This window comes from Endozoicomonas sp. SCSIO W0465 (genome assembly GCF_023716865.1).
GTDB lineage: Bacteria > Pseudomonadota > Gammaproteobacteria > Pseudomonadales > Endozoicomonadaceae > Endozoicomonas.
In genome coordinates this window covers 2,914,151-2,939,296 of record NZ_CP092417.1, presented here as the reverse complement: position 1 = coordinate 2,939,296, position 25,146 = coordinate 2,914,151, and the positions used below count along the sequence as shown (strand labels likewise).

General features: G+C 48.3%; 26 protein-coding genes, 1 tRNA gene and 3 pseudogenes. 14 read left to right on the top strand and 16 right to left on the bottom strand.

The window, feature by feature from the left end:
* Window positions 1-55: 55 nt before the first annotated feature.
* Window positions 56-1,482: pseudogene (locus MJO57_RS12885) on the top strand (IS4 family transposase).
* A 7-nt stretch (window positions 1,483-1,489) separates the two neighbouring features.
* On the opposite strand, the gene pelG reads toward MJO57_RS12885, so the two are convergent.
* Window positions 1,490-2,227, bottom strand: a complete 738-nt coding sequence (pelG, locus tag MJO57_RS12880) for an exopolysaccharide Pel transporter PelG (RefSeq protein WP_252025802.1) — start codon at window positions 2,225-2,227, stop codon at window positions 1,490-1,492.
* On the bottom strand, window positions 2,228-3,343 hold the full coding sequence (gene pelF, locus MJO57_RS12875) for a GT4 family glycosyltransferase PelF (protein ID WP_256493289.1): 1,116 nt from the start codon (window positions 3,341-3,343) through the stop codon (window positions 2,228-2,230).
* Between the two features lie 205 nt (window positions 3,344-3,548).
* Between pelF (MJO57_RS12875) and MJO57_RS12870 the strand changes: the two genes are divergently transcribed.
* On the top strand, window positions 3,549-4,565 hold the full coding sequence (locus tag MJO57_RS12870; RefSeq protein ID WP_371924833.1) for a transposase: 1,017 nt from the start codon (window positions 3,549-3,551) through the stop codon (window positions 4,563-4,565).
* Here MJO57_RS12870 and pelF (MJO57_RS12865) read toward each other — a convergent pair.
* The 4 genes from pelF (MJO57_RS12865) to MJO57_RS12850 are packed head-to-tail and all read right to left on the bottom strand — an operon-like array spanning window position 4,506 to window position 6,306.
* A complete protein-coding gene (gene pelF, locus MJO57_RS12865; protein WP_371924832.1) occupies window positions 4,506-5,084 on the bottom strand; it encodes a GT4 family glycosyltransferase PelF in 579 nt (192 codons plus the stop codon). The two genes, MJO57_RS12870 and pelF (MJO57_RS12865), sit on opposite strands and share 60 nt — an antisense overlap.
* Complete coding sequence (locus MJO57_RS12860; protein WP_252025798.1) at window positions 5,056-5,820, bottom strand: hypothetical protein; 765 nt, start codon at window positions 5,818-5,820, stop codon at window positions 5,056-5,058. Before MJO57_RS12860 ends, pelF (MJO57_RS12865) begins: the two co-directional genes overlap by 29 nt.
* A gap of 32 nt (window positions 5,821-5,852) precedes the next feature.
* Window positions 5,853-6,095 carry a hypothetical protein gene (locus tag MJO57_RS12855; protein ID WP_252025796.1) on the bottom strand — a complete coding sequence of 81 codons (243 nt, stop codon included), beginning with the start codon at window positions 6,093-6,095 and terminating at the stop codon, window positions 5,853-5,855.
* Window positions 6,085-6,306 carry a hypothetical protein gene (locus MJO57_RS12850; protein WP_252025794.1) on the bottom strand — a complete coding sequence of 74 codons (222 nt, stop codon included), beginning with the start codon at window positions 6,304-6,306 and terminating at the stop codon, window positions 6,085-6,087. The genes MJO57_RS12855 and MJO57_RS12850 overlap by 11 nt, the downstream gene beginning before the upstream one ends.
* Window positions 6,307-6,537: 231 nt before the next feature.
* Here MJO57_RS12850 and MJO57_RS12845 point away from each other — a divergent pair, with 231 nt between their 5' ends.
* Window positions 6,538-7,596: a transposase gene (locus tag MJO57_RS12845; protein ID WP_252017920.1), complete on the top strand. Its 1,059-nt coding sequence runs from the start codon at window positions 6,538-6,540 to the stop codon at window positions 7,594-7,596.
* A 2-nt stretch (window positions 7,597-7,598) separates the two neighbouring features.
* Here the strand turns inward: MJO57_RS12845 and MJO57_RS12840 are convergent, their stop codons facing one another.
* Genes MJO57_RS12840 through MJO57_RS32755 form a run of 3 tightly spaced genes read right to left on the bottom strand, consistent with a single transcriptional unit; the run spans window position 7,599 to window position 9,415 of the window.
* Window positions 7,599-8,654, bottom strand: coding sequence for a GAF domain-containing protein (locus MJO57_RS12840; RefSeq protein WP_252025792.1), 1,056 nt, complete (start codon window positions 8,652-8,654; stop codon window positions 7,599-7,601).
* A 9-nt stretch (window positions 8,655-8,663) separates the two neighbouring features.
* The gene (locus MJO57_RS12835; RefSeq protein WP_252025790.1) at window positions 8,664-9,308 is read right to left on the bottom strand and encodes a transposase; all 645 of its coding nucleotides are present in this window, start codon (window positions 9,306-9,308) and stop codon (window positions 8,664-8,666) included.
* Window positions 9,284-9,415, bottom strand: coding sequence for a hypothetical protein (locus tag MJO57_RS32755; RefSeq protein ID WP_256493288.1), 132 nt, complete (start codon window positions 9,413-9,415; stop codon window positions 9,284-9,286). The genes MJO57_RS12835 and MJO57_RS32755 overlap by 25 nt, the downstream gene beginning before the upstream one ends.
* Between MJO57_RS32755 and MJO57_RS12830 the strand changes: the two genes are divergently transcribed.
* Both MJO57_RS12830 and MJO57_RS12825 read left to right on the top strand, forming a co-directional pair.
* Window positions 9,414-10,928, top strand: coding sequence for an IS66 family transposase (locus MJO57_RS12830; RefSeq protein ID WP_252017330.1), 1,515 nt, complete (start codon window positions 9,414-9,416; stop codon window positions 10,926-10,928). The genes MJO57_RS32755 and MJO57_RS12830 overlap by 2 nt on opposite strands.
* Window positions 10,929-10,949: 21 nt before the next feature.
* Window positions 10,950-11,933 carry a helix-turn-helix domain-containing protein gene (locus MJO57_RS12825; protein WP_252025788.1) on the top strand — a complete coding sequence of 328 codons (984 nt, stop codon included), beginning with the start codon at window positions 10,950-10,952 and terminating at the stop codon, window positions 11,931-11,933.
* Window positions 11,934-11,956: 23 nt separating this feature from the next.
* Here the strand turns inward: MJO57_RS12825 and MJO57_RS12820 are convergent, their stop codons facing one another.
* Window positions 11,957-12,298 carry an outer membrane protein assembly factor BamE gene (locus MJO57_RS12820; RefSeq protein WP_252025786.1) on the bottom strand — a complete coding sequence of 114 codons (342 nt, stop codon included), beginning with the start codon at window positions 12,296-12,298 and terminating at the stop codon, window positions 11,957-11,959.
* 211 nt (window positions 12,299-12,509) lie between these two features.
* The gene (locus MJO57_RS12815) at window positions 12,510-13,547 is read right to left on the bottom strand and encodes a hypothetical protein (RefSeq protein ID WP_252025784.1); all 1,038 of its coding nucleotides are present in this window, start codon (window positions 13,545-13,547) and stop codon (window positions 12,510-12,512) included.
* 275 nt (window positions 13,548-13,822) lie between these two features.
* Here MJO57_RS12815 and MJO57_RS12810 point away from each other — a divergent pair, with 275 nt between their 5' ends.
* The 6 genes from MJO57_RS12810 (at window position 13,823) to MJO57_RS12785 (ending at window position 18,292) form a co-directional block, all read left to right on the top strand.
* Window positions 13,823-14,080 carry a flagellar biosynthesis anti-sigma factor FlgM gene (locus MJO57_RS12810; RefSeq protein WP_252025782.1) on the top strand — a complete coding sequence of 86 codons (258 nt, stop codon included), beginning with the start codon at window positions 13,823-13,825 and terminating at the stop codon, window positions 14,078-14,080.
* A 123-nt stretch (window positions 14,081-14,203) separates the two neighbouring features.
* Window positions 14,204-14,280: transfer RNA gene (locus MJO57_RS12805), tRNA-Arg, on the top strand.
* A 516-nt stretch (window positions 14,281-14,796) separates the two neighbouring features.
* Entirely contained in the window at window positions 14,797-15,330 is a 534-nt protein-coding gene (locus MJO57_RS33275) for a hypothetical protein (RefSeq protein ID WP_371924830.1), read from the top strand.
* Window positions 15,331-15,555: 225 nt separating this feature from the next.
* Window positions 15,556-17,109, top strand: a complete 1,554-nt coding sequence (istA, locus tag MJO57_RS12795) for an IS21 family transposase (protein ID WP_252017310.1) — start codon at window positions 15,556-15,558, stop codon at window positions 17,107-17,109.
* A 12-nt stretch (window positions 17,110-17,121) separates the two neighbouring features.
* On the top strand, window positions 17,122-17,877 hold the full coding sequence (istB, locus tag MJO57_RS12790; RefSeq protein WP_252017309.1) for an IS21-like element helper ATPase IstB: 756 nt from the start codon (window positions 17,122-17,124) through the stop codon (window positions 17,875-17,877).
* A gap of 55 nt (window positions 17,878-17,932) precedes the next feature.
* Complete coding sequence (locus tag MJO57_RS12785) at window positions 17,933-18,292, top strand: hypothetical protein (RefSeq protein WP_252027166.1); 360 nt, start codon at window positions 17,933-17,935, stop codon at window positions 18,290-18,292.
* A 450-nt stretch (window positions 18,293-18,742) separates the two neighbouring features.
* Here the strand turns inward: MJO57_RS12785 and MJO57_RS12780 are convergent, their stop codons facing one another.
* Complete coding sequence (locus MJO57_RS12780) at window positions 18,743-18,880, bottom strand: hypothetical protein (protein ID WP_252022122.1); 138 nt, start codon at window positions 18,878-18,880, stop codon at window positions 18,743-18,745.
* 152 nt (window positions 18,881-19,032) lie between these two features.
* Here MJO57_RS12780 and MJO57_RS12775 point away from each other — a divergent pair.
* Window positions 19,033-19,581 (top strand): annotated as a pseudogene (locus MJO57_RS12775) (IS701 family transposase); the annotation flags it as partial.
* 80 nt (window positions 19,582-19,661) lie between these two features.
* Here the strand turns inward: MJO57_RS12775 and istB (MJO57_RS12770) are convergent.
* Complete coding sequence (gene istB / locus MJO57_RS12770) at window positions 19,662-20,417, bottom strand: IS21-like element helper ATPase IstB (protein WP_252017309.1); 756 nt, start codon at window positions 20,415-20,417, stop codon at window positions 19,662-19,664.
* A 12-nt stretch (window positions 20,418-20,429) separates the two neighbouring features.
* Window positions 20,430-21,983, bottom strand: a complete 1,554-nt coding sequence (gene istA, locus MJO57_RS12765) for an IS21 family transposase (protein WP_252017310.1) — start codon at window positions 21,981-21,983, stop codon at window positions 20,430-20,432.
* A gap of 198 nt (window positions 21,984-22,181) precedes the next feature.
* On the opposite strand from istA (MJO57_RS12765), the gene MJO57_RS12760 reads away from it, so the two are divergent.
* Entirely contained in the window at window positions 22,182-22,721 is a 540-nt protein-coding gene (locus tag MJO57_RS12760; RefSeq protein WP_252025780.1) for a transposase, read from the top strand.
* On the opposite strand, the gene MJO57_RS12755 is transcribed toward MJO57_RS12760, so the two are convergent.
* Together MJO57_RS12755 and MJO57_RS12750 are read right to left on the bottom strand one after the other, a co-directional pair.
* A complete protein-coding gene (locus MJO57_RS12755; protein ID WP_252025778.1) occupies window positions 22,682-23,047 on the bottom strand; it encodes a hypothetical protein in 366 nt (121 codons plus the stop codon). The genes MJO57_RS12760 and MJO57_RS12755 overlap by 40 nt on opposite strands.
* A 19-nt stretch (window positions 23,048-23,066) precedes the next feature.
* Window positions 23,067-24,703, bottom strand: a pseudogene (locus MJO57_RS12750) (IS1634 family transposase).
* 69 nt (window positions 24,704-24,772) lie between these two features.
* Here MJO57_RS12750 and MJO57_RS12745 point away from each other — a divergent pair.
* Window positions 24,773-25,132, top strand: coding sequence for a terminase small subunit (locus MJO57_RS12745; protein WP_252025777.1), 360 nt, complete (start codon window positions 24,773-24,775; stop codon window positions 25,130-25,132).
* The last annotated feature ends 14 nt before the right edge of the window (window positions 25,133-25,146 follow it).

Genomic DNA, 25,146 nt, shown 5'->3' with positions numbered 1-25,146 from the left:
CTCTTGATCACAAATAGCTACCTTGTTCTATCATTTCTCACTGATAAAACAGGTCATGCTTCCACTTTCTCCTAAACCATGGTCAGAACTAACTTTTGGATGTGCTGATTTGGGCGATACTCGACGTACAAAACGACTTGTCAAAGTTGCTGCCGAGCTTTCAGCTCATACCGGTAATTCTTTGTCATCTTCATGCGAAGGTTATACCGCACTGGTAACTGGAGCTTACCGGCTGATTGAGAATGAGGCCGTAAAGCCTGAAGCAATAGCTGAGGCAGGCTTTCAGGCAACTGCCAAAATAGCGAGACAGTCTCGCCTACTTCTGGCTCTCGAAGATACAACAACCCTGGGTTATAAACATGCTGTCAGATCCGAGCTTGGTGATCTTGGAGGTCCTGAAGGCTCTAAAACCAGAGGATTCCACGTCCACTCTGTCTTCTTGGTTGATGCGGATACAGAGCGAAGCATTGGGCTTATTGATCAAGAACGATGGGTTAGAGAGGACGTTCAGCGGGGGAAAAAGAACCAACGTCGTCAGCTACCTTACGAGGGAAAGGAAAGCTTTAAGTGGCAAAGAGCCTCTGAAAACACAGAACAAAGGATGGGGGGTAAAATGCCTGACATCATCAGTGTTTGCGACCGGGAGGCGGATATATACGAATATATGCACTACAAACTGGATAACCGACAGCGGTTTGTTGTAAGAGCTACACAAAACAGAATCCTGGTGGATGGCGAACTCTTATTATTTGATTCCTTAGCTCAGACTGAAGTGTTGGGGAAATATACGATAGTGGTTCCTCAAAAAGGAGGTAGAAAGAAGCGAAAGGCAACGCTGCAGGTCAAAAGAAAGAAGATGACAATACAGGCGCCGCAAAGGCCAGGCGGCAGGCCGGAACCGGTAACTATGAATATTGTGTCGGCTGAAGAGATTGGCAATGACTCCGAAGACCGTTTGCACTGGTACTATTGACAACTGAAGATATTGAAACATTCGAAGACTGTCGCTCTATCATTCGATTTTACGAGCTCCGATGGCGAATAGAAGAGTTCCATAAGGCTTGGAAATCGGGAGCAGGAGTAGAAAGGCTTCGTCTGCAATCTCCGGATAACATTGAACGACTTGCGGTCATATTAATGTTTGTCGCTGTCAGACTAATGCAAATCCGTGAAGCATTAATGTTACCGAATGACAGGCAGCACAAAGACAGAAAGCTTTGGAGTGAAAAAACACTCGCGAATGAGGTGGTCAGTGATGATGAATGGCAGGTTCTCTGGCTAACCTATGAAAAAAAAGCGTTGCCCGATAAGCCGCCAACAGTCACTTGGCTGCTTCAAACGATTGCTCGGCTTGGTGGTTGGGGTGATTCAAAGCATACAGGGCAGCCCGGCTGGTTAGTGGTATGGGAAGGCTGGGCGAAATTGCAGGATCGGGTAAAAACCTGGCAGATAGCCCGGCAGTTCAGCGCTGGAGAGATGTGATCAAGAGTCAGCACAACGCCAGAGAGTATATCGTTCCTGTCAGGAGCAGCGATGAGTGCACTTTGGCAGGCGTCAGGAATTCAAACGACTGTAACCGATCGGTGCTGAAGTGCCGGGCAATATCCAGCAAGAAAGCCAATAACATGAAGCATTTACCGGTAAAGAAAGCCAGCAGAAGTCCATGTCCGCCCAGTCTGTTCAGCAGTAACGACAGTAACACAATGCCAACATACCCGGCCCCCATGGTCATAACAATGCGGTTGTAGGATTTCAGGGCGGAAAGAAAGACCAGTACGATCCAGAAGTTGCACAGCACCACAAAACAGGCGGTCACCAATACCCGAAAGAATGTGTCCCGATCGAAGAACAGGACAGGGGTCAACAACGTACCCAGAACACCGGAAACCAGCGTGATTAGCATCAGCAGGCCCATCAGGTTTCCGGTAATCACTGAATGACGTTTTTCGTACATCCGGTCCGACACGAACCGGGTAAACAACAGTTGCACGCCACCGGTGAGTATCAAAGAACCGCACATCATATAGGTGACGGTGACCAGATAGTAGGTGAGATGGGCGGATAGCAGATGATTGTCCTGGCTTATCAACCCAACCACCAGAATGCTCAGAATAGACAATACCCAGGGGCCGGAGCTGATCAGTCCGGCATAACTGTAGGCCTGTGCTGTCGCCGTATAACTGCCACGGTCCAGCATGCGCTGTAGCGTAAAGCCGATGCCTGCCATTTAACACCTCTCCTGGCAAGCCGATGCCGGAACAGACAGTGCCTGAACAGCGTGCCGTTCCATACCCTGCTGATAGAGTTCATGATATCTGGCAAACATCTGTCCATCGGTGTACCAGCGATGGACACGGGCCAGTGCGGCGGCCTGTGCCGTATACCAGCGTTCTGAATCAGTAAGCAACCGGGTACAGGCATCGGCCACGGCCCGGGGATCAGCAATCCCGACAATATCACCGGCAGCCCCGATGGCCTGATCTTCCGGATGGGAACCACCCAATACCAGTTCACGGCAACCGCCCACATCGGTGCAAACACTGGGGATACCAGCCGCAAACCCTTCGAGCACCACCAGTGGCAGCGCTTCGCTGATGGATGTCAGCACCAGCACGCCCAGTTGGTGGAAGATATCCGGCAATGACTGGAAACCACAGAAACGGATGTGATGCCCCAGCTGCAATTGGGTCACCAGGTTGACACACTCCTGCACGTAATCAGGGTCCTCCTCCAGCGGGCCGATGATCCAGCCTTCAACATCGGGCGTGCTATGACGGGCAATATCGATGGCACGGATAAAGGTTTTGACATCCTTGATCGGCACAATGCGTCCGGCCAGGCCAATGACGTGTGGTATCACATGTGGCCTTCTGCGTAATGCATCCTGAAAGCGCCCCTCCGCGATGCCGTTAGGAATAATGGTGATCTTTTCCGCCGGGGCACCTTCAGCAATCTGCCGCTGACGGTTACCGCCATACAGACAGGTGATGTGATCGGCAGCATCGTAGGTTGCCTTGCCAAGGAATTCAAAAAAATGAACCCACAAATTACGGATATAGCCAGTGCTGTGATCAAGGCCGGTATAACTGGGTATGGTCCGGTCTTCAATCCACTGGGCCTGGGCCAGTTCGATTTTACGCTCCTTGGTATAGATGCCGTGTTCACTGAGCAAAAGGTACACTTGTGGTCTCTGTTGCTTGATCAGGGTAGCGAGAAAACCGGCATAACCCGTTGACAGTGAATGGATCACCTGGCAGTGCGGTGCCTTGGCTGCCGCTTTGGCCAGGGTAAACAGCGGGGCATGCATGGAGCGCACAGTCCAGAAGTAATTAAGATAACTCAAGTGGCTCTTTTCGGGTTACAGACTGCTCTGCAATGAAAATTGGCCAAAGGCCTTGATATACAATGCCTTCAGGAAACTGCTGGCTAAATATTGCCAAGCCCTGCCACAGGAGGATTCCAGCCTGATTTATGAAATCAGCAGTCTGCAATACGAAAAGAGCCACTCAAGTTACGCACCTTGCTGAAAATCAGCCATTATTGGTGGCATGAAAAATGATCTCATAGAACTTTATTCTGACTACCTGTTGTCGTCGTCTGGGAAGACCACTGCAACGGGAGTGTCAGAGCTTTTGGATAATGTCTACAGTCATGACCAATTCACCCGATTGCTTTCAAACAATGAGTTTACCAGTCGTGACTTATGGCTTTACGTTAAACCCGTCGTGCGACAGGTTGAGTGCAGTGATGGGGTTTTGATCTTTGACGATACGATTCAGGAAAAGCAGTTCAGCAAAGAGAATGCCCTGAACACCTGGCATTTTGATCATACAAAAAATCGCACCGTGAAAGGTATAAATCTGCTCAATGCACACTACCATGCCGGAGATGCGTCGATTCCTGTCGCCTATAAATTGATCGAGAAAACCATCCTGTACACCGACTTGAAGACAAAAAAGGTAAGACGATATGCAGAGCAAACCAAAAATGAAATGATGCGGGAGATGCTGATGATTTGCTGCCATAACCAGCTTATGTTCCGCTATGTCCTTGCAGATAGCTGGTTTTGCTCAAACGACAATATGATGTTTATTCGACACGACTGTAATAAACATTTCCTGATGGCGATGAAGTCAAACCGCAAGGTATCCCTCAGTCTGGACGACAAATTACAAGGCCGTTCACAGCGTATAGATACTGTTGATTTTTCAGAAGATAAGCCTGTACAAGGGTGGATAGCAGGTGTCGATTTCCCTGTTCTGCTATACCGTCAGGTCTTTAAAAACAAAGACGGAAGCACAGGCATTCTCTATCTGGTTTGCAGCGATCTTGACTGTGATGCCGAGACTCTCAAGGCAATCTACGAGAAACGGTGGAAAGTCGAGGTCTTCCATAAAACGCTGAAATCGAATGCGTCAATGGCCAAGTCACCGGCGCATACTGTGAGAACACAGAGTAATCATATCTTTCTTTCAATTTACTCAGCCTTCAGGTTGGAAGTATTGTCATTGAAAGTAAATCTGAATCACTTTCAGCTCAGAACAAAATCTATATGGCAGGGCTGAAAGCTTCGTTGGGGCAGCTGAGAGAGCTGTTAGCTGCGTAACTTCAGTAAGATAAGACGCTTCTGTGCTGTATTCCCGGTAGAGTTCATTCACCATATTCATGGCATGGTGGCTGTGCAGAAAACTGCCATGATTCAGATGATCACCAGTGCTGAGCGCCTGACAGACCCAGGGCATGATATCCGGGCTGCCATCGGCCGGATGCCACGCCTTAAGCTGATGATGAAACGCCTCCACACCCTCGAAGGTATCAGGATCAGCGGTGGCGACCCTGTCGGGGTTTTGCCCGGCCGATTGACTGAGAAACCAGGTGGTAAAGTAAACGACATTATCAGGAAGCTGATAATACTGCACGGTGTTCTGTTCCGGTGAGCCACCAATAAACATAATCCCAAAGCGGATCTCGGGGGATGCCTTGATCATTTCGTGAATCCAGCTGGAAACGCCACCACGAACAAAGGGGTAAGTGCCTTCCAACAGGAAAAGTACATCAACTGTCTGCTGGTTCAAGGGAAGCATCCTCGGAAGAAGTGGACTGAAGCCCAAAATTGATCGGCACCTGGGCTACGGGCTCCGGTTGCCGCAGAGCCATAAATAATTGTCCCCATTCCCGGTGGAGGAACTGGCTAGGGCGGGTGTTTCGTTCGCTACTTCCGTCATTGCCAGGCTGCAGGAGATGGAAACGGGCCGACTCCGGTGTCTCTTGCCACAGATAATAACGGGCCAGCAACAGCTGCATATCAGGATCATGGCCTTGCTGTAATACACTGTTGGCGAACTGGCATGCCTGATCCGCTGCCAATTGCCTGGCCTCGTTATCGTGCAACAGGGACTGGTCAACCAGTTGCCAGTGCAGTTGTGCCAGTCTCTTTAATAAGCTGATCTGGTAATGGGTATGCTGATGGCTGAGTCCGGACTTCAGGCTGGCAATTTCCTGCTGAATCAATTTTTCCCGGTGGCTTAAGATTGAATACGCCAACAGTCGTACGTCATCTGCCGGATCCTTCAGTGCTTCCCTGAGCAGCCGGACAGCCCTGTGGTGGTTAAGATGACGGATTGACATAATGGCACGGACACGGTCATCAATCCGCTGCGCATCCTGGGATGCATCATGTAACGTTTCTTCAAGATTGGCACTGACTAGCAGTAGGTCTGTCTGCCTGCCATTTTCAGTGAGTCGCGACCGCATGGGTAACTCTGGCAGGTTACCATAACTGAACAGCCGGTTTTTTTGCCGGTTCCCTGATCGCCCCATCAACATAAACATCAACACACATGCGATCTGGCTCAATACGGGGATAAAAAACCGAACAGAAACAGCCCTGATTTCTCTTTTACTGGTCGGTTACGTAACTTTTCAGGCAGTACGGCTTCCAGCCCATTGATATAAATGACACAGGTGACGATATGAGCAACCAACAAGAGAGCCAGCAGGCTATTTGATACGTCTGTGGTCATCAGTAACAGGGCGACCAACAGCAGAACCATCTCCACAAGAATAGCGGTCAGTAATAGCACCTTAGGAAACATTACCGACCTCTGCTGCGCTGGTGAGCGTTGTGGTGGAAGTCTTGGTGGGCGTTGTGGTGGGCGTGGCTGGTACGACGATGCATTGGCTGTTATTGAGCTTTTCAGCACGTTTTTGCCCCGGCAAAAAAGCATAAGCCTGCATCTCAAACGGCTGGGCAAGTGTCAGCCCTGCGCTATTTTGGGCTAACCATTGCGGTAGTTGCGCCGTCACCTGCCTGGTAAAGCCAGCGTGTTTGATCGGGAGCAACCAGTACAAGAGATGTTCACCGTCAGCGGTCGCTGACAGTGGCAATTGACTACTCATAGGCTCAGCAAAGTTTGACAACGCCCGACCCAGGGCAGCAATATGCTGGTGGTTTTCAGACTGAAAAACCAACAGCAGACTTTCCAGTTTATGAACTCAAGTTACGCACCTTGCTGAAAATCAGCCATTATTGGTGGCATGAAAAATGATCTCATAGAACTTTATTCTGACTACCTGTTGTCGTCGTCTGGGAAGACCACTGCAACGGGAGTGTCAGAGCTTTTGGATAATGTCTACAGTCATGACCAATTCACCCGATTGCTTTCAAACAATGAGTTTACCAGTCGTGACTTATGGCTTTACGTTAAACCCGTCGTGCGACAGGTTGAGTGCAGTGATGGGGTTTTGATCTTTGACGATACGATTCAGGAAAAGCAGTTCAGCAAAGAGAATGCCCTGAACACCTGGCATTTTGATCATACAAAAAATCGCACCGTGAAAGGTATAAATCTGCTCAATGCACACTACCATGCCGGAGATGCGTCGATTCCTGTCGCCTATAAATTGATCGAGAAAACCATCCTGTACACCGACTTGAAGACAAAAAAGGTAAGACGATATGCAGAGCAAACCAAAAATGAAATGATGCGGGAGATGCTGATGATTTGCTGCCATAACCAGCTTATGTTCCGCTATGTCCTTGCAGATAGCTGGTTTTGCTCAAACGACAATATGATGTTTATTCGACACGACTGTAATAAACATTTCCTGATGGCGATGAAGTCAAACCGCAAGGTATCCCTCAGTCTGGACGACAAATTACAAGGCCGTTCACAGCGTATAGATACTGTTGATTTTTCAGAAGATAAGCCTGTACAAGGGTGGATAGCAGGTGTCGATTTCCCTGTTCTGCTATACCGTCAGGTCTTTAAAAACAAAGACGGAAGCACAGGCATTCTCTATCTGGTTTGCAGCGATCTTGACTGTGATGCCGAGACTCTCAAGGCAATCTACGAGAAACGGTGGAAAGTCGAGGTCTTCCATAAAACGCTGAAATCGAATGCGTCAATGGCCAAGTCACCGGCGCATACTGTGAGAACACAGAGTAATCATATCTTTCTTTCAATTTACTCAGCCTTCAGGTTGGAAGTATTGTCATTGAAAGTAAATCTGAATCACTTTCAGCTCAGAGCCAAAATCTATATGGCAGGGCTGAAAGCTTCGTTGGGGCAGCTGAGAGAGCTGTTAGCTGCGTAACTTCAGTTATGAACCCTGGCAAACCGGCAACAATATTGCAACTGGACGAGAAAACGACGGTGGGCAGGGTCGTCGGCAACCAGTAAGGGGAACTCTGCCATGGTCAGTGCTTCATCAGTAACAGGCAACAATGCGTCGGCAAGATAACCGGCGATCAGGCTGATAAAGGAAAGATACGAGGCTGACAGGTTGTCCGGGTCAGTCTGGTAAATGGCCAGCACGGCCGGAATCCGCCCATCACTGGCCACCATGGGAATGGCCATCAGCGCTCGGCTGTGTTGCAGATCCATGTGTTCCGGATCACTGTTGCTAAAGGCTATCAGATCAACCATTATCGGCTGTCGTTTTTTCAATCCCTGCTGGATGAGTGGATCATCAGCAAAAAAGGGCCCACGCTGACCACAATATGCCAGTACTGTCTCTGTGCATTGACCACTGTCATTGACATAGAGCAGGCAACCCTCACCAATATGCCCGTATTCACTGAGCACTGCCATTATTTCCTCAGCAATGGCGACCATGGGCTGGTCAGACGACTGTATAACCAACCGGTGTTTGACCGCTGCCATTTTTGTCAGCAACGAAGGCTCTGCCAGCGACGCTGATTTTTCCAGTTCACCGTGGGCGTACTGCAGCAGATTATAATCGTGAACAAACGTTTGCAGTTGTTGCTGACAGTAGTCCCGGATGGCCCGGTGCTGACCCAGGCGTCGCCCCCAGATTTCACGAAACTCGCCAGACACCACCGCCAGCACCAGCATCCCTGGCAACCAGTTATCAGGCAGTGTCTGATAAAACGGTACGGCCAGGGGCAAAAGCGGCAGGATAACGGCCTGCAGCAAAACGGGCACCAGCGCATACACCACACCGTAGCGGAGTCCGGCCAATAGTGGCACCAGCAGCCACCAGGGAAATCCTGGCGGGCTATCCACAGGAAGTGACATGCTGTGCCAGATCACCAGGCCGTAACCGATCAGCGATAACGCTAACGTTTCACCCAGTGCAACCTTGCTCTGACTCGGGATAAACTTACTTCTCAAGTATCCAGAGAGATTCATCGTTGGTAACTATTCAGCACTGAGCAAAGGCATATTACAGTAATTCCGAACAGCTCTATGAAGTGATTGATATATGTCCATTCCCTGTTTTCTGGCAGACGACAAATAGCTGCGAATCCGTGCAAACATAGAACCACCGTCTGCACTCCTGAAGCAGCCTGAGATTTTCTGCTTTAACTTGGCCATTCGAACATCCCGCTCACTGCCATTGTTATCGAAGGGAATGGTAAAATCTGACATGAAGCGCAGTGTCTCAGCCTTGAACTCAGTGAGTCGTTTGAAGAGATTGTAAGCTTTAGTATTCTTGACTTTCTTGCGCTTAAGCTCCTCTCGTTGCTTCTCCATATAGACGACTTCTTTCATTAGAGCCCGCTGAAGCAACCGGTCATAAATCTTCTCGATTCGTTCACAGACAACACTTGGCATCTGTAGCATACCTATGGTCTTAAAGCCCTTGCAGTAATGCCAGGAAAGCCTCAGTAGCTTCATCAATCGCAACGCCAGTTGATTGCTGTCCCTATCAACAACACCCAAAAGCTCCCTCAGGTGATGGGCATTGCAAAGTACGTGAGTTGCCGCATATGCAAAATAGGATTTCCAATGATCATGAACCAGAACGCCTGCAAATGTTAGCAGTATGCCCATCGTGTCCATGGCCTCACGACCTCGCGTAACTGTTCAGCACCCCCACATAAATCTGGAATTTTCTGATTTTTATACCATCCTCTTAAGCACCATTTTTCCACAATATTCGCCAGCATGATTCCAGAACTACCCGCAACTATGTCGGCTGAGATTCTCTTGAAAGAGAATGCAGAGCTGCGGATGAGAGTTGCCTGTCTGGAAGAGCGATGTCGAGAATTGGAAGAAAAGGTTGGCAAGAACAGTCAAAACAGCAGCAAGCCGCCATCGTCTGATGGTTATCAAAAACCTTGTAAAAACAGTAATTCTCCAGATCATTCTGACGACCTTTCCGCAGATAAAGGTACCGATCCATCGGATGAAAAACCCAATCCTAAAAGTCTGAGACAGTCTTCTGGTAATAAAGCCGGTGGAAAGAAAGGGCATCAGGGCACTTGTCTTAAACAGGTCGATATCCCTGACTATATTGAGTACCTTCCGGTTAAAGAATGCAATAAATGTCAGGCGTCTCTTCTTGATAGTGAGCCGGTCAAATATATTGAACGACAGGTGTTTGAACCAGGGAGACCGGGTGAATTTGAAGTAACGGCCCATAGAGCTGAAGTAAAAATCTGCACTTGTGGTTGTCGGAATCAGGCTGAATTCCCGGAAGGTGTTACCGCTGCCGCACAATATGGCTCAGCCACACAGGCTATGGCCGTCTATCTTAACCAATACCATTTCCTGCCTTTTAAGCGCGTGTCAGAGTATTTTAATACTCTCTATAAAATGAGTGTAAGTGCAGGCACTGTCGCCAATTTTGTGGCCAGAACCTATGAAAATCTGGCTTCTACTGAAGAGGTTATTCGTGACGCCTTGCGGGAATCGTCTGTTGCCGGAGCCGATGAAACGGGTATGCGGGCCGAGGGCTCTTTGCACTGGCTACACGTTATGCGGGATGAACAATGGACGCTCTACTACTTGTCTGAAAAGCGAGGTCGTGAGGCCATGGACACGATGGGCATACTGCTAACATTTGCAGGCGTTCTGGTTCATGATCATTGGAAATCCTATTTTGCATATGCGGCAACTCACGTACTTTGCAATGCCCATCACCTGAGGGAGCTTTTGGGTGTTGTTGATAGGGACAGCAATCAACTGGCGTTGCGATTGATGAAGCTACTGAGGCTTTCCTGGCATTACTGCAAGGGCTTTAAGACCATAGGTATGCTACAGATGCCAAGTGTTGTCTGTGAACGAATCGAGAAGATTTATGACCGGTTGCTTCAGCGGGCTCTAATGAAAGAAGTCGTCTATATGGAGAAGCAACGAGAGGAGCTTAAGCGCAAGAAAGTCAAGAATACTAAAGCTTACAATCTCTTCAAACGACTCACTGAGTTCAAGGCTGAGACACTGCGCTTCATGTCAGATTTTACCATTCCCTTCGATAACAATGGCAGTGAGCGGGATGTTCGAATGGCCAAGTTAAAGCAGAAAATCTCAGGCTGCTTCAGGAGTGCAGACGGTGGTTCTATGTTTGCACGGATTCGCAGCTATTTGTCGTCTGCCAGAAAACAGGGAATGGACATATATCAATCACTTCATAGAGCTGTTCGGAATTACTGTAATATGCCTTTGCTCAGTGCTGAATAGTTACGATAAGGATCAATATTTGTGAGCAATCAGCAGCGGTCGTCTGCCCGGCAACCTGCCCGAAAATCCGCCCGACAACATGGCCGAACCGAAGGTGTGGTATCCATGCCCGGATCGATTTCCGATATTCAGGGGGATATCTTTTATATCGAAAACCGGGCACCTTATATTATGGACAGTGGTCATGTTCATGGCCATGTTGAGTTGAACTATCTGCTGGGGTGCTCTGCTACTTATATTGTTAATGGGCGAGGGCAGCGCATTCCGGAAAACCGGCTGGCCATCTTCTGGGCCAATATGCCGCATCGGCTGGTGGCTCTTGAGGAAAGACGTCAGGGGAAAGGCATACTTTATAACCTCTATGTCCCGTTACCGGAATTTCTTCAGTGGCCATTGACAGAGCAACTCAGGCAGGAGGTGATGACAGGCGCTATTGCCCTGGCAAAGCCGGATCATGACTATTTGGTCATGAGACTGAGTCGCTGGTATGAGGACTTTCACAGCGATCATCCGGAATTGAAAGAGATTATTCTGGGTGAACTCGCGCTGTTGTTGAAAAGAATCAGTTTTCAGGGATGGGATCACCCGGAAAGTGTTTTCTCCAAAGGCCATATTGACCACGTTGAGGAATCATCGCCAGATATGGATCAGGTTTCCGGTCATCCGGGGAGTGGTCGGTTGAAAGGTGCTCACCACGTTTCCACCATGATTCACTTTATCGGAGAAAACCTGCATCAGCCTATATCAACGGCAGATGTCGCCGCTCATCTTGGTTTGCACAAAAATTATACGACCAATCTGTTTACCAGTGTCATGGGCGTCTCTATCAAGCAATATCTGCAGTTCCAACGCCTGCAGAAAGCCCAATTGCTGCTTATGGACAGTGAACGACCCATTGCCGACATCGGCTATGCCTGTGGTTTCAGTTCTCTCAGCCGCTTTTATGAAGCTTTCCAACGCTACTTTGGTATGCCGCCGGGGCAATTCAGGAAAAAGCTTTTATAGCTCAGGTACAACTCAGGTAAAACTCAGGGCATATTATGAACCACTGACCTCAATACCCGGTTACCTTCAAAGTACACCGTTAGTTTCTGGTCTGGATAGTACCAGCGAGTGATGGCGGGTTCACCGATGGTTTCTGTCTGGCTCGCACTGCCCAGCATCTCCCTGACCTCATCCATGGTTTGACCGTGTTCCGGTAGAGCCAGTGTTTGGCGCAACTGCTGAGACTGACTGCCTACGGGTACGGTAATAATACTATTCGCACCCGGTGCCTCTGAAGCAGGGCTGTTGGCTAAGACTTCAGTAGTAAAGGGTAAGCAAAAATTCAGCAGGGTAACTGACAACAAGGTCAACAGTGTTCTGGTCATTGAGGAGTTCAGCCTTATTCCTGTGCTGATTGCATTTATATACCACTGATTAATAGTATCCCAAACTGGATTGGACTGAAATGCCTCATCCCGGCTGTGGGTAAAGAGCACGCTCGTCGGGGAAGATGAGCAAATGAGGGCTAAAAGCAAGCCGGAGCCTGGATGATGTTCCGCAGCGACTCCCGACGAATACACGTCATAAAATGTGTATTTAGCGGGAATAGCTGCTTCTTTTGGCCAATACGTAACTATGGTTGTGCGATGTAATTACCCTGATATTGGAAGCTGGAATCCCCGACTGGTTCAATAATTTCGAAAGCCTCTGTCCTTTGGTGATAACACTACTGCCCTGCGGCCTGTTAACTCCAGTAATAGCAATAACCAGAAGCCCTCTAAGAGGAGCCAGAAGCTCATATAATTTTTGGAAAAACGCTTTTGCCTGTTCTTCATCCTGATGGTCAAACATCTCAAGAAAGGGAAGGTATATCTGGTCAAATGTCTCTCGGGGTCCGGCTTGCTGTTGTGATTCATTGTTATCTTCGACAAGGTTGCCCTCCAAAGGCTCACCCTGATCAGACGTTGAAATACGCATGATCCGGTCATTAATCCAGTCCGTCAGGAGATTATCAACAACCCAGCCATAGGTCGGGCGGGCGATTACATGATCCGGAAATAGTTGAGATTGCTCTGAGGGATAGGGAAGATCAAGAATAGAGCGAAACACAGATTCTTCATCGTAGATACCATTCAGATCATTTAGCCAGTCGCTTAAATCACCATAGTTTATATGGTCATCCTTGCTCAATAGCCCCTGTGGCCAGGGATCAGACGGCGGATCCTCCTTGATCAATGAGTAGCTATCGTGAAAACCTGGGGGCTGTGCAATTTTGCTGCTGGTCTCTGGTGACACCTCGGCTGGCATACCGGAGGCTGTTAAGCTGATACTTTCCGGGTCTTCAGTATCTATTTCGCTACCGGATAAAAAGCACGGGATAGCAGTATCATCAACCTGTACTACTTGATATTCATTCAGTTCTTTGCTGTTGATTGGGGAACTGCTGTTGGTAATGCAAGAAGCCGAAAAATAAAGCACTGCTGGTGAGGGTATCGGGTAAATGGGTAAGTGTTGTGTTGCAGAGACAGCGTCAGACAGTGAAATATTCAGCTGATTTATCGGGTCGACAGGACTCAACTCTTCCGCCAGCAACGATTTGGCACTGCCAGTAATCAGGGCTATTAGAGGAATCATTGGCAAGTGGTCGCTTCAGGTGATCATGCTGATTAGTGTCGGTCAAATCGACTCTCAATATAGTTGAGCGGATTCCCTTTCGTACGCTGAATATTGAAAAGAGGTTATTGTTTACGTTTCTTGCTCATGATCATATCATCCGTTTTGTTATGGATCAGAACTACTCCCCTGTCTGATTTTTTGGGACCATTTCAGTCTCTGATCGTTATCAACAGCTGCCTTGTTTACTAAAATATAAGAAACATGGGTAGACAGCCTGAGCTGAAGGTGACAGTATGTCGCACTCTTCACCAAAAAATTTTATCGTTCAAGGAGTGAACATGGTTAAAGAGCATCGAGAGTCAAATGCAAATTTGGATGGCTCTGAGAAGAAAATAAGCTTTGTGATCAATGCCTCTGAAGATCGTGTTAGTCGCCTGCGTCAGGCATACCTTGATGGGACGTTGATGGTTGATAGTGAGCTTCTCGCCGAAAAAATGCTTGCCTTTGAGCAACAGCTTGAAATTGTGTTTCCCGAGAACGACAGCCCATAAATTCATCTGACGCCAATTAGAAAGCCTCTCCCCGTGCCAGAGCTTGATCATCCACTTTGAATGAAGTACGCTTCTAACACATTCGATAATGTGTATGCCTTGGCAATCTGTCTGATAGCATACGCTCCCATGGCACAGCTGGATAGCGCAGCCCCCTCCTAAGGGGCAGGTCGGAGGTTCGAATCCTCCTGGGAGCGCCATATAAATCAATAGGTTATCTTCTTATACCCGTTTTTTCTTCCTTGTTTTTTGCCGTTGGGTGTAGGTATGGGCGTAGGTTTCTGTTTTGCTTTAAATTGGATTTCCTGAGATGTAGTAGTACCCTCGCTGCATGCGGGATAAATACTTAATTCATATCAATATCTTCATATCTTGTCATTGAATTGTTGCCTGTCAGTTGTTTAACGCATCAGATGCATCGACAGCTTCTTTGATTCTTTGATCTTCTTCCAAACCGTTTGCATTGCGGTTAATAAAGTACACTGCCAAACACAGTGTCCATTAACAAACTTCCAAGCAGATACCTATGTCACGGTTAACTAAAAGTCGCACTCGCTGATTGCCCGTCCTTTCTTCCAAGCCACCTACGGGGTGGTTAACGAGAACTATCGCAAGACGTTTGTCGGTTATCACTTCCAAGCCACCTACGGGGCTAAGTTACCGTTAATGGTTGAATCAGCTAAACTCCCATAAAATCTACGTTGTAGGGGAGTGATATGCAATCTGAACTCTTCCAGAATTTTATTGATTCCATTTCAACATTAACCAGTGAACAGCGAGACATTCTTAACAACTCGCTCCTTAGTACTCAAATAGAGGTTACCGAGGTAGTAGAAACCACTGACTCTGAACCTGTTTACAGTGAATCTATACCCAATAACGATAATGCAACACCTGACGTAGAAAAGAGCATACTTGCCCAATTTGCCGAAAACCCCAGGTGCCCCAAATGCAAAAGCCATAGCGTTGGTCGCTGGGGCATACGAAATGGCCGACAGCGCTACCACTGCAAGACTTGCGACTCAACGTTTAACGCCTTTAGTGGAACGCCTTTGGCAAGGCTCAGGCACCCTGAAAAATGGAACAAGTACCTCGCAGGTATGACTCACTCTATGGTCTTGCGACCAGCTGCTGCTGAGAATGCCATTGACTTGAAAACTGCGTTCCGCTGGCGTCACCGCTTTCTTGAAGTGATTAATAATGATCAAGCAGAAGAGCTTTGTGGCATTGCATATTCTGGTAACTCTTGAACACTCATTCTGGTAACACTTGAACACCCATTCTGGTAACACTTGAACACCTATTCTGGTTTCTTTTGAACACTTTTTGATGATTTCCAGAATCACCGTTCAAGCTTCCAGAAACGCTGTTCAACAGACCATAAACCGGTCTAATACAGCTAACAAATATCTTCTTATGCATTGATTTTCCATAACTTTGGCCGTTCTTATCTGTACCAAGAGAGGGAACCGGCCATGACAGAAAACAGGATTACCATGCGTAAGCTACTAGAAATACTCCGGATGCGGTTTGGCAGCCAACTCAGCTTCCGACAAATTTCCCGCAGTGTACGGGTCAGTGTGGGGACGGTATCCAACTACGTTAAGGCCTTTCAGGAATCGGAATTAAGCTGGCCCCTGGCAGAGGATATATCTGAGCCTGAGCTTATTCAGGCGCTGTTTCCCGATGCCTCGATAGCCAATCGAAAAGGGTTGATTGATCCTGACTGGGCTGAGGTGCATCAGGAACTGAAGCGCAAGGAAGTGACCAAACAACGACTCTGGGAAGAATACTGTCAGGCCCACCCCCTCAATGCCTACAGCTATGCCCAGTACTGTCACCGTTACAATCAGTGGCGTGGTTGTCAAAAGCGATCTATGCGACAGCTGCACAATGCAGGTGAAAAGTTATTTGTTGATTATGCCGGGCCAACCATGCCAATCATCAACCCGGACACCGGCGAAATTGCCCACAATGCCCAGATATTTGTGGCAGTGCTGGGAGCGTCCAACTATACCTACGCTGAAGCGACTCTGTCACAAAAAACAGAGGACTGGCTGGGGTCTCATGAACGGGCCTTTGAGTTCTTTGGTGGGGTGCCAGAAATTGTTGTGCCAGACAACCCAAAGTGCGCAGTTATCAAAGCCTGTCGGTACGAGCCGGATCTCAACCCATCATACCAGCACCTGGCTTGTCACTACCAGGTGGCAGTCATTCCGGCACGCCCCTACAAACCCAAAGACAAGGCCAAAGCAGAAGTCGGTGTACAGGTAGTGGAGCGGTGGATACTGGCCAGGCTTCGTCATGAAATGTTCTTTACCCTGGCAGAGCTGAACCTGCGGATACGTGAGCTGTTAATCGAACTGAACCTGAAGCCCTTTAAGCAGTTGCCAGGAACGCGACGTAGTGCGTTTGAACAACTGGATGAACCAGCCCTCAAGCCACTGCCGAAGCAATCTTTTGTGTTCGCTGAGTTTATCAAGGCCCGGGTGAATGTGGATTATCATATTATCTGCAAGGGGCACGCCTACTCGGTTCCCCATCAGCTTGCCAGGCAGGAAGTAGAAGTACAGGCGACTGAGCACTGCGTCACGATCTACGCTAACGGTAAAGTGGTGGCCAGCCACGCTCGCAAGCACACACGTGGATTTACGACGTTAGCAGTTCATATGCCGGAACGACATCGTCACCATCAGGATTGGACGCCTGAGCGTTTACTTAACTGGGCTAACGACATTGGTCAGGAAGTCTATTGTTTTATTCAATCACTGCTGGATAGCAAGGAGCATCCTGAACAAGCCTATCGAGCTTCATTGGGGCTGCTAAACCTGCAGCGGGAATATGGAACTGAACGACTCAACAACGCCTGCGCCCATGCCAGGAACATCGGGGGTTATCGGTTAAAAAATGTCCGATCAATCCTCCAGTCAGGCAAAGACCTGATGCCATTGGAGCCACAGTTAAAACAAACGACAGGTCCCTTGCATGATGATCACGAAAATATTCGTGGCGCTATTTGCTATCAATAACCGGAGGCGAACATGATCAATGAAACACTGGCTCGCCTTAGGTCACTGCGACTGACCGGAATGGCAGATGCCCTCAATCAACAGCTGGACCAGCCGGGCACCTACAGTAGCCTTAGCTTTGAAGAACGACTGTCGTTGCTTACTGAGCAGGAAGAAACAGAGCGAAACAATAAACGTCTGGCTCGGCTGCTCAGAAGCGCCCGGTTTAAACTGGCTGCCCGGATACACGACATTGACTATGAACACCCCAGAGGTCTCAAACAGAACCAGATGGCCAGCCTGTCTGGAGGAGGCTGGCTTGACCGGTACAGGAACCTGTTGATCACCGGACCTTGTGGTTCCGGTAAGAGCTACCTGGCCTGCGCCCTTGGGCACATGGCTTGTCTGAAAGGCTACAGTGTCCGGTACTATCGGATGTCCAGGCTACTGGATGAACTGATCCTTGCCCACGGTGATGGCAGCTACAGCAGGCAGTTGAAACAACTGGCAAAAGTAGACTTGCTGATTCTGGACGACTGGGGCCTGGAACCACTGACGCAGCAACAAAGGAACGATCTGCTGGAAGTCATGGATGACAGGCACGAGCAAGGTTCCACGTTGGTTACCAGTCAATTGCCCACCCGGAAGTGGCATGCCAGCATTGGTGATGAAACTCTGGCCGACGCCATTCTTGACCGGCTTATGCACAATGCCCACCGGATTGAACTCAAAGGCGAATCCATGCGCAAAAAGCTTGGAAAATTGGACGCAGTTGAACACCTGGTCTAAAAATCACACTGGGCAATGTGTAAGGAGTTCAGGGTGTTCAAATGAAACAGAATAGGTGTTCAAGTTAACCAGAATACGCAATCCCCGCCGATCGAAATTAAAGACAGAGTTAAAGTACTTCAGAAAAAACCGGTTACGGATGAATTATGCAGAACACCTGTCGCGCAACCTGCCCATAGGCTCAGGGGTCATTGAGGCATCCTGTAAAACGCTGGTTACACAGCGAATGAAGTGTTCGGGAATGCGTTGGCGGTGTCCCGGGGGGCAAGGCATTCTGACACTCAGGTCACTAATTCAAAGTGGTTGGTTCGACTGTGGCTGGATGCTGCTGTCGGTAACGTACCGGGCTAAGGTAAATATGGTCAGTGATAATGTGATTCCATTTTCATCAGGGAAGGGTGATCTTGAACGTTAGTACTCATCAATATGAGACTTTCACCCAATGCTATGCGAGTTTTTCCCACCCCGGGAGGTCCATCACAGGTTATATGATCGAATCTGGCTAATCCTTCAGCCGCTATACTTTGAAGGTCATGACGTATGGGGTCTAATGTCTTGCTTTGATTAATATAGCCCTCAATAGCTGGATATAAATTCTCGGAAGACCAACGGTTCTCTTCTATTATTACTTGATAGTCTTTTTGCTTAAGCGTTGACTGTAACTTGTCTGCGGACAGTGCAGAAATTGCACGATCTGCCAGTACAAGACAGAGACGAACAATTGTATTGGTTATATTACGTTCTCGACTTTAGAGTCTGTATAAAACGATAATTCGGTCAGCTTTTTATAGTGAAGCAAGCCGAAATCAGTGAACTGTTTTTCCAAGTTCGTTATTACTTCCGTTTTTTGCCTAAAAGCCTTTAGTTATGCTGCTTCTGAATTATCCGGTATTAACTGGTCGATCAGATCGCGAAAATTGAACTCATATTTTTGCTTATATCTGTTCCAGCCCTTGCGAATAGAGAACCTCGGAATAATTCCTGAAAGAGCAATTTTCATCATGCCTGCAGTGGTTGTATCCGGGCTTCTCCAGGGTATCCGGGAAATATTCAGACATGCCTGATTTTTACAAACGGTTAATAATAGGACTTACGCATTGACAACAGGCTCTAAAATTTGATAATGCCAAAAAACAGATGTCTTCAGGGATGAAAGTGAGAACTACCACTCGACCGACCACTGCACGATGCACTCTTGCAAAATACATTGGCTTTTTGATTAGTGAGCCAAAATCATCAACATGCACAAGACTGGCCGAGGTTACCGACTTTTCTCACGATAGCGCAAACCGCTTTCTTAAGCGTGAAAACTATCAGCCCAAAGATATGTACGATGAAGCAGTCAAAAGTTTAAACCCTATTGGCGGCACCCTGAGCGTTGATGACAGCGTGCTCGACAAACCTTATAGCTACTCCGTGGCACTGGTTGGCCACTTTTGGTCGGGTAAACATCACCGAGTGGTTAAGGGAGTTAACCTCATCACCCTTTATTACACCGACGTATCCGGGCGCCATATGCCGGTGAATTACAGGATATACGACAAATCGGAAGACAAGACAAAAAACGACTACTTCCGTGAAATGTTGATTGAAGTGCTGGTATGGGGGCTGAAGCCAGCGTTCGTTACCGGTGACTCCTGGTACAGCTGCACGACTAACCTGAAGACGATTAAAAACCATCAGACTGGGTTTATGTTTGCCGTTTGCGTATTCTGGTTAACTTGAACACCTATTCTGTTTCATTTGAACACCCTGAACTCCTTACACATTGCCCAGTGTGATTTTTAGACCAGGTGTTCAACTGCGTCCAATTTTCCAAGCTTTTTGCGCATGGATTCGCCTTTGAGTTCAATCCGGTGGGCATTGTGCATAAGCCGGTCAAGAATGGCGTCGGCCAGAGTTTCATCACCAATGCTGGCATGCCACTTCCGGGTGGGCAATTGACTGGTAACCAACGTGGAACCTTGCTCGTGCCTGTCATCCATGACTTCCAGCAGATCGTTCCTTTGTTGCTGCGTCAGTGGTTCCAGGCCCCAGTCGTCCAGAATCAGCAAGTCTACTTTTGCCAGTTGTTTCAACTGCCTGCTGTAGCTGCCATCACCGTGGGCAAGGATCAGTTCATCCAGTAGCCTGGACATCCGATAGTACCGGACACTGTAGCCTTTCAGACAAGCCATGTGCCCAAGGGCGCAGGCCAGGTAGCTCTTACCGGAACCACAAGGTCCGGTGATCAACAGGTTCCTGTACCGGTCAAGCCAGCCTCCTCCAGACAGGCTGGCCATCTGGTTCTGTTTGAGACCTCTGGGGTGTTCATAGTCAATGTCGTGTATCCGGGCAGCCAGTTTAAACCGGGCGCTTCTGAGCAGCCGAGCCAGACGTTTATTGTTTCGCTCTGTTTCTTCCTGCTCAGTAAGCAACGACAGTCGTTCTTCAAAGCTAAGGCTACTGTAGGTGCCCGGCTGGTCCAGCTGTTGATTGAGGGCATCTGCCATTCCGGTCAGTCGCAGTGACCTAAGGCGAGCCAGTGTTTCATTGATCATGTTCGCCTCCGGTTATTGATAGCAAATAGCGCCACGAATATTTTCGTGATCATCATGCAAGGGACCTGTCGTTTGTTTTAACTGTGGCTCCAATGGCATCAGGTCTTTGCCTGACTGGAGGATTGATCGGACATTTTTTAACCGATAACCCCCGATGTTCCTGGCATGGGCGCAGGCGTTGTTGAGTCGTTCAGTTCCATATTCCCGCTGCAGGTTTAGCAGCCCCAATGAAGCTCGATAGGCTTGTTCAGGATGCTCCTTGCTATCCAGCAGTGATTGAATAAAACAATAGACTTCCTGACCAATGTCGTTAGCCCAGTTAAGTAAACGCTCAGGCGTCCAATCCTGATGGTGACGATGTCGTTCCGGCATATGAACTGCTAACGTCGTAAATCCACGTGTGTGCTTGCGAGCGTGGCTGGCCACCACTTTACCGTTAGCGTAGATCGTGACGCAGTGCTCAGTCGCCTGTACTTCTACTTCCTGCCTGGCAAGCTGATGGGGAACCGAGTAGGCGTGCCCCTTGCAGATAATATGATAATCCACATTCACCCGGGCCTTGATAAACTCAGCGAACACAAAAGATTGCTTCGGCAGTGGCTTGAGGGCTGGTTCATCCAGTTGTTCAAACGCACTACGTCGCGTTCCTGGCAACTGCTTAAAGGGCTTCAGGTTCAGTTCGATTAACAGCTCACGTATCCGCAGGTTCAGCTCTGCCAGGGTAAAGAACATTTCATGACGAAGCCTGGCCAGTATCCACCGCTCCACTACCTGTACACCGACTTCTGCTTTGGCCTTGTCTTTGGGTTTGTAGGGGCGTGCCGGAATGACTGCCACCTGGTAGTGACAAGCCAGGTGCTGGTATGATGGGTTGAGATCCGGCTCGTACCGACAGGCTTTGATAACTGCGCACTTTGGGTTGTCTGGCACAACAATTTCTGGCACCCCACCAAAGAACTCAAAGGCCCGTTCATGAGACCCCAGCCAGTCCTCTGTTTTTTGTGACAGAGTCGCTTCAGCGTAGGTATAGTTGGACGCTCCCAGCACTGCCACAAATATCTGGGCATTGTGGGCAATTTCGCCGGTGTCCGGGTTGATGATTGGCATGGTTGGCCCGGCATAATCAACAAATAACTTTTCACCTGCATTGTGCAGCTGTCGCATAGATCGCTTTTGACAACCACGCCACTGATTGTAACGGTGACAGTACTGGGCATAGCTGTAGGCATTGAGGGGGTGGGCCTGACAGTATTCTTCCCAGAGTCGTTGTTTGGTCACTTCCTTGCGCTTCAGTTCCTGATGCACCTCAGCCCAGTCAGGATCAATCAACCCTTTTCGATTGGCTATCGAGGCATCGGGAAACAGCGCCTGAATAAGCTCAGGCTCAGATATATCCTCTGCCAGGGGCCAGCTTAATTCCGATTCCTGAAAGGCCTTAACGTAGTTGGATACCGTCCCCACACTGACCCGTACACTGCGGGAAATTTGTCGGAAGCTGAGTTGGCTGCCAAACCGCATCCGGAGTATTTCTAGTAGCTTACGCATGGTAATCCTGTTTTCTGTCATGGCCGGTTCCCTCTCTTGGTACAGATAAGAACGGCCAAAGTTATGGAAAATCAATGCATAAGAAGATATTTGTTAGCTGTATTAGACCGGTTTATGGTCTGTTGAACAGCGTTTCTGGAAGCTTGAACGGTGATTCTGGAAATCATCAAAAAGTGTTCAAAAGAAACCAGAATAGGTGTTCAAGTGTTACCAGAATGGGTGTTCAAGTGTTACCAGAATGAGTGTTCAAGAGTTACCAGAATATGCACCGTTGAGAAAAACAGGACAGTATCACTGGAAAAAGGTAAATGGCAGCAGGTTCAACACCTCGACATCCCCGACAATGGTCTGGATGTATGGCTCAAAGACTTCGGTAAGATCCGGTTGTTCAGGACGATGCTAAAAGACCAGCGTCGCCACTACGTGGTTTACTTGCCAGAGGAAGTCCCTTTTGAACGCAATGACTTCAAGCAGATCCATGACCAGCACTGGCAGATCGAACAGTTTCACAGGGCGATCAAGCAGGTTTGCCATATTGAGCACTTTCAGGTTCGCAGCGAACGACCCGTCAGAAACCATATATTTGCTGCAATTTTAGCTTTTGTTTATCTCCAGAAAATGCAGATAGAGCAGGAGTTTACGAATATTTATCAGCACCAACGGGGGCTGTTTAAAGAGACAATAGGCGCTTTCATTGAGAGTTTTGCAAAGGGGAAGGATCACCTCCTACCAAAATTTATCGGTGTCATCAATGCGTAAGTCCTAAATAACTGCAATAATGCATAGCCTGCCATTTTCAAATGCATCCATCGAAGCAGTGTTCGCAATTTCTGCTGCCATAAATGGCAACAGCCAAAAGCATGTTTGAGTTGGTGAAACATTGGCTCTACCGGCCATCTCCGGGAATAGGCACGAAGCACCTCCAGTCCCTCAAGTTCCGGATTGGTCGAGATGAATATTCTGCTTTCGGTCAGACCTTTGTCATTTTCAAAGCGACTCCAGACGACGCGTACTTCACGACCTTTAAGGAATCTGGCGCGACAGATCAGGGTACGATAACGTATTTTGCGAAATTTGCCGTACATCCGTCATTCAGCACCCGTATCAGGAATAAATTTCCTGATACGGTCGCCCAAGAATTGAAATAATAGTCAACTGCCTTTCTTGTAATCCAACCACATGCTTTTCATGTCCATCGACCAATAGCACGTTGATACCCTGAAAGCAGAAAAACACCCAACGCGCTGTCGGGTTTTGGCAGGGTTTCCGCTTCATGTCCGGGAAAAACCGACTCTGTCGTTTTAGCTCATGCCTAATTCGATGCTGAATCGCCGCATACACTAACAGACACAGCGTCATCACCATCAGCAAGGCTTCTATTCGTTCCGGTTTCTTTAAAAACAGCGAAGAAACCAGAAACTCCGGGCTCTTCAAAAACCGAAAGCCACGCTCTACTGACTGTTGTGATTTGTAAGTACTTAGCACTTCTGCTGTACTCAGCCGACTGTCGTCCAGATCATTCGTCGCCAGCACAAAGCAACCCAGAGAACACTCTGCATCTTTGCGACAGTCAACGGATACCCAAGGATATCCGCTCACATAATATTCAATACTGTCCGGTTTAGAGCCTTTCTCCGGACGACCTACCTTGGTATAGCAGGGTTTCTCAGTAATGACAGGTTCCGCCTGACAATAAATAGTTTTTGACTGCCATTCATCGAACGCACGCAATGCGTCGGTTTCACACTTGAAGGCTTTTTTGGCCAGTTTACTGGTCAGCGCTCTGCTTCTTTCTCAGACTTCTTTAGCATTTTTTTCAGCAGTGTTTTTTGTTCGCTCTTTCGAGCCTGCTCGCTGCGGACCAGAATCCAGCGCTGGGAGACACCCGCATGATCTGACAGCATTTCATGACTCTCATAGCCCTCAGCACCCTCCACTGGTGTCATTTCACAAGAAGCGACACTGTCAATCAGTTCTCTGGCTTCTTTGATTTTTGACGGAACCCGGGTGATAAATTGCTGGCCCTGCTGATGAAGTATCTGTACGTTATCTGTTGTATAAAGTGCTGCATCACCAATCAGGTAGCGATTATTCAGGGCTTCCCGGTAGGATTTCAAATGGCTGCTGATGACTTTTTTAAAGTTTTTATTGTCGTTTACGTTGCCACTGGACGCTTTCATAAAAACGGGAATACCGGCCTGATTTTCCGTCATCATCAGCAGTATTGCCTGGTTGAGCTCGGGTCGATGATCCCTGCTGTATCCACGACAGAGTTTGATACAGTGCATATCTTCTTCGTCGACGTCAGATTCGCTGTTATAAACGCCGTCCACATGCAAGCTTGTTGAGTCAAGGTTCAGAGCCTTGCACGGCAGTTTTAAGACATTCACTGCCTTGACAGCCAGCGATAAATAGACCTCACTTACATCCAGTTCAAAAAGCTGATCCAGGGCTCTGCCGAGTACACTGTCGTTAATGTGTTCGGGTTTAATACCGGGCCTGATGAGTTTATCCAGCGGTTTATCAGCATGAAACTCCGGGAACATATGAAGCGTGCGGGCAGTGAACCCAAGGCCGTTAAGCAGCATTGATACTACGGTTTCGCCAAAGGAAATATTCCGGTGTTCAGATTGGTTAGGAACCAGGGAATCCAGATGATTAGAGATACCGAGTTCTTTGCACATACCGGCAACCAAACCCATATGATCGATACGTTGAATGTGGAACTGATGAGGATGCATTGGACATGTTCATTCTGAGAATTTTTTACATTTTAGCCGGTGTAGGGAAATTCTCAGATTGAGTGCTGAATGACGGATAAACCAACCAGTGCCGAAGAACTGGATCCGGATTCCATTGAATTTGAACGGTACCGACTCACCCGGGCACAGGCCGATGGGCAGGAACTAAAGAACGAACTGGCCGAAGGCAAAGTGGCCCCGGTGGATCTGCAGTCTTATGTGCTGGGTAAATGCCTGGCTGAGGCGGCAGGTATTCTGGATACTCTGGTGCTGAACATGAAGCGGAAGCATCCGGAACTGACACCAGTCCAGCTGGAAAACTTCAAACGGGAAATTGTTAAATCACAAAATGCCATTGCCCGTGGCCATGAGTTGATCCCCCAGTACCTTGATGAATATCTCTCCGAGACAGCGGCAGAATCTATGTAAAGCCGCCAGGCTTG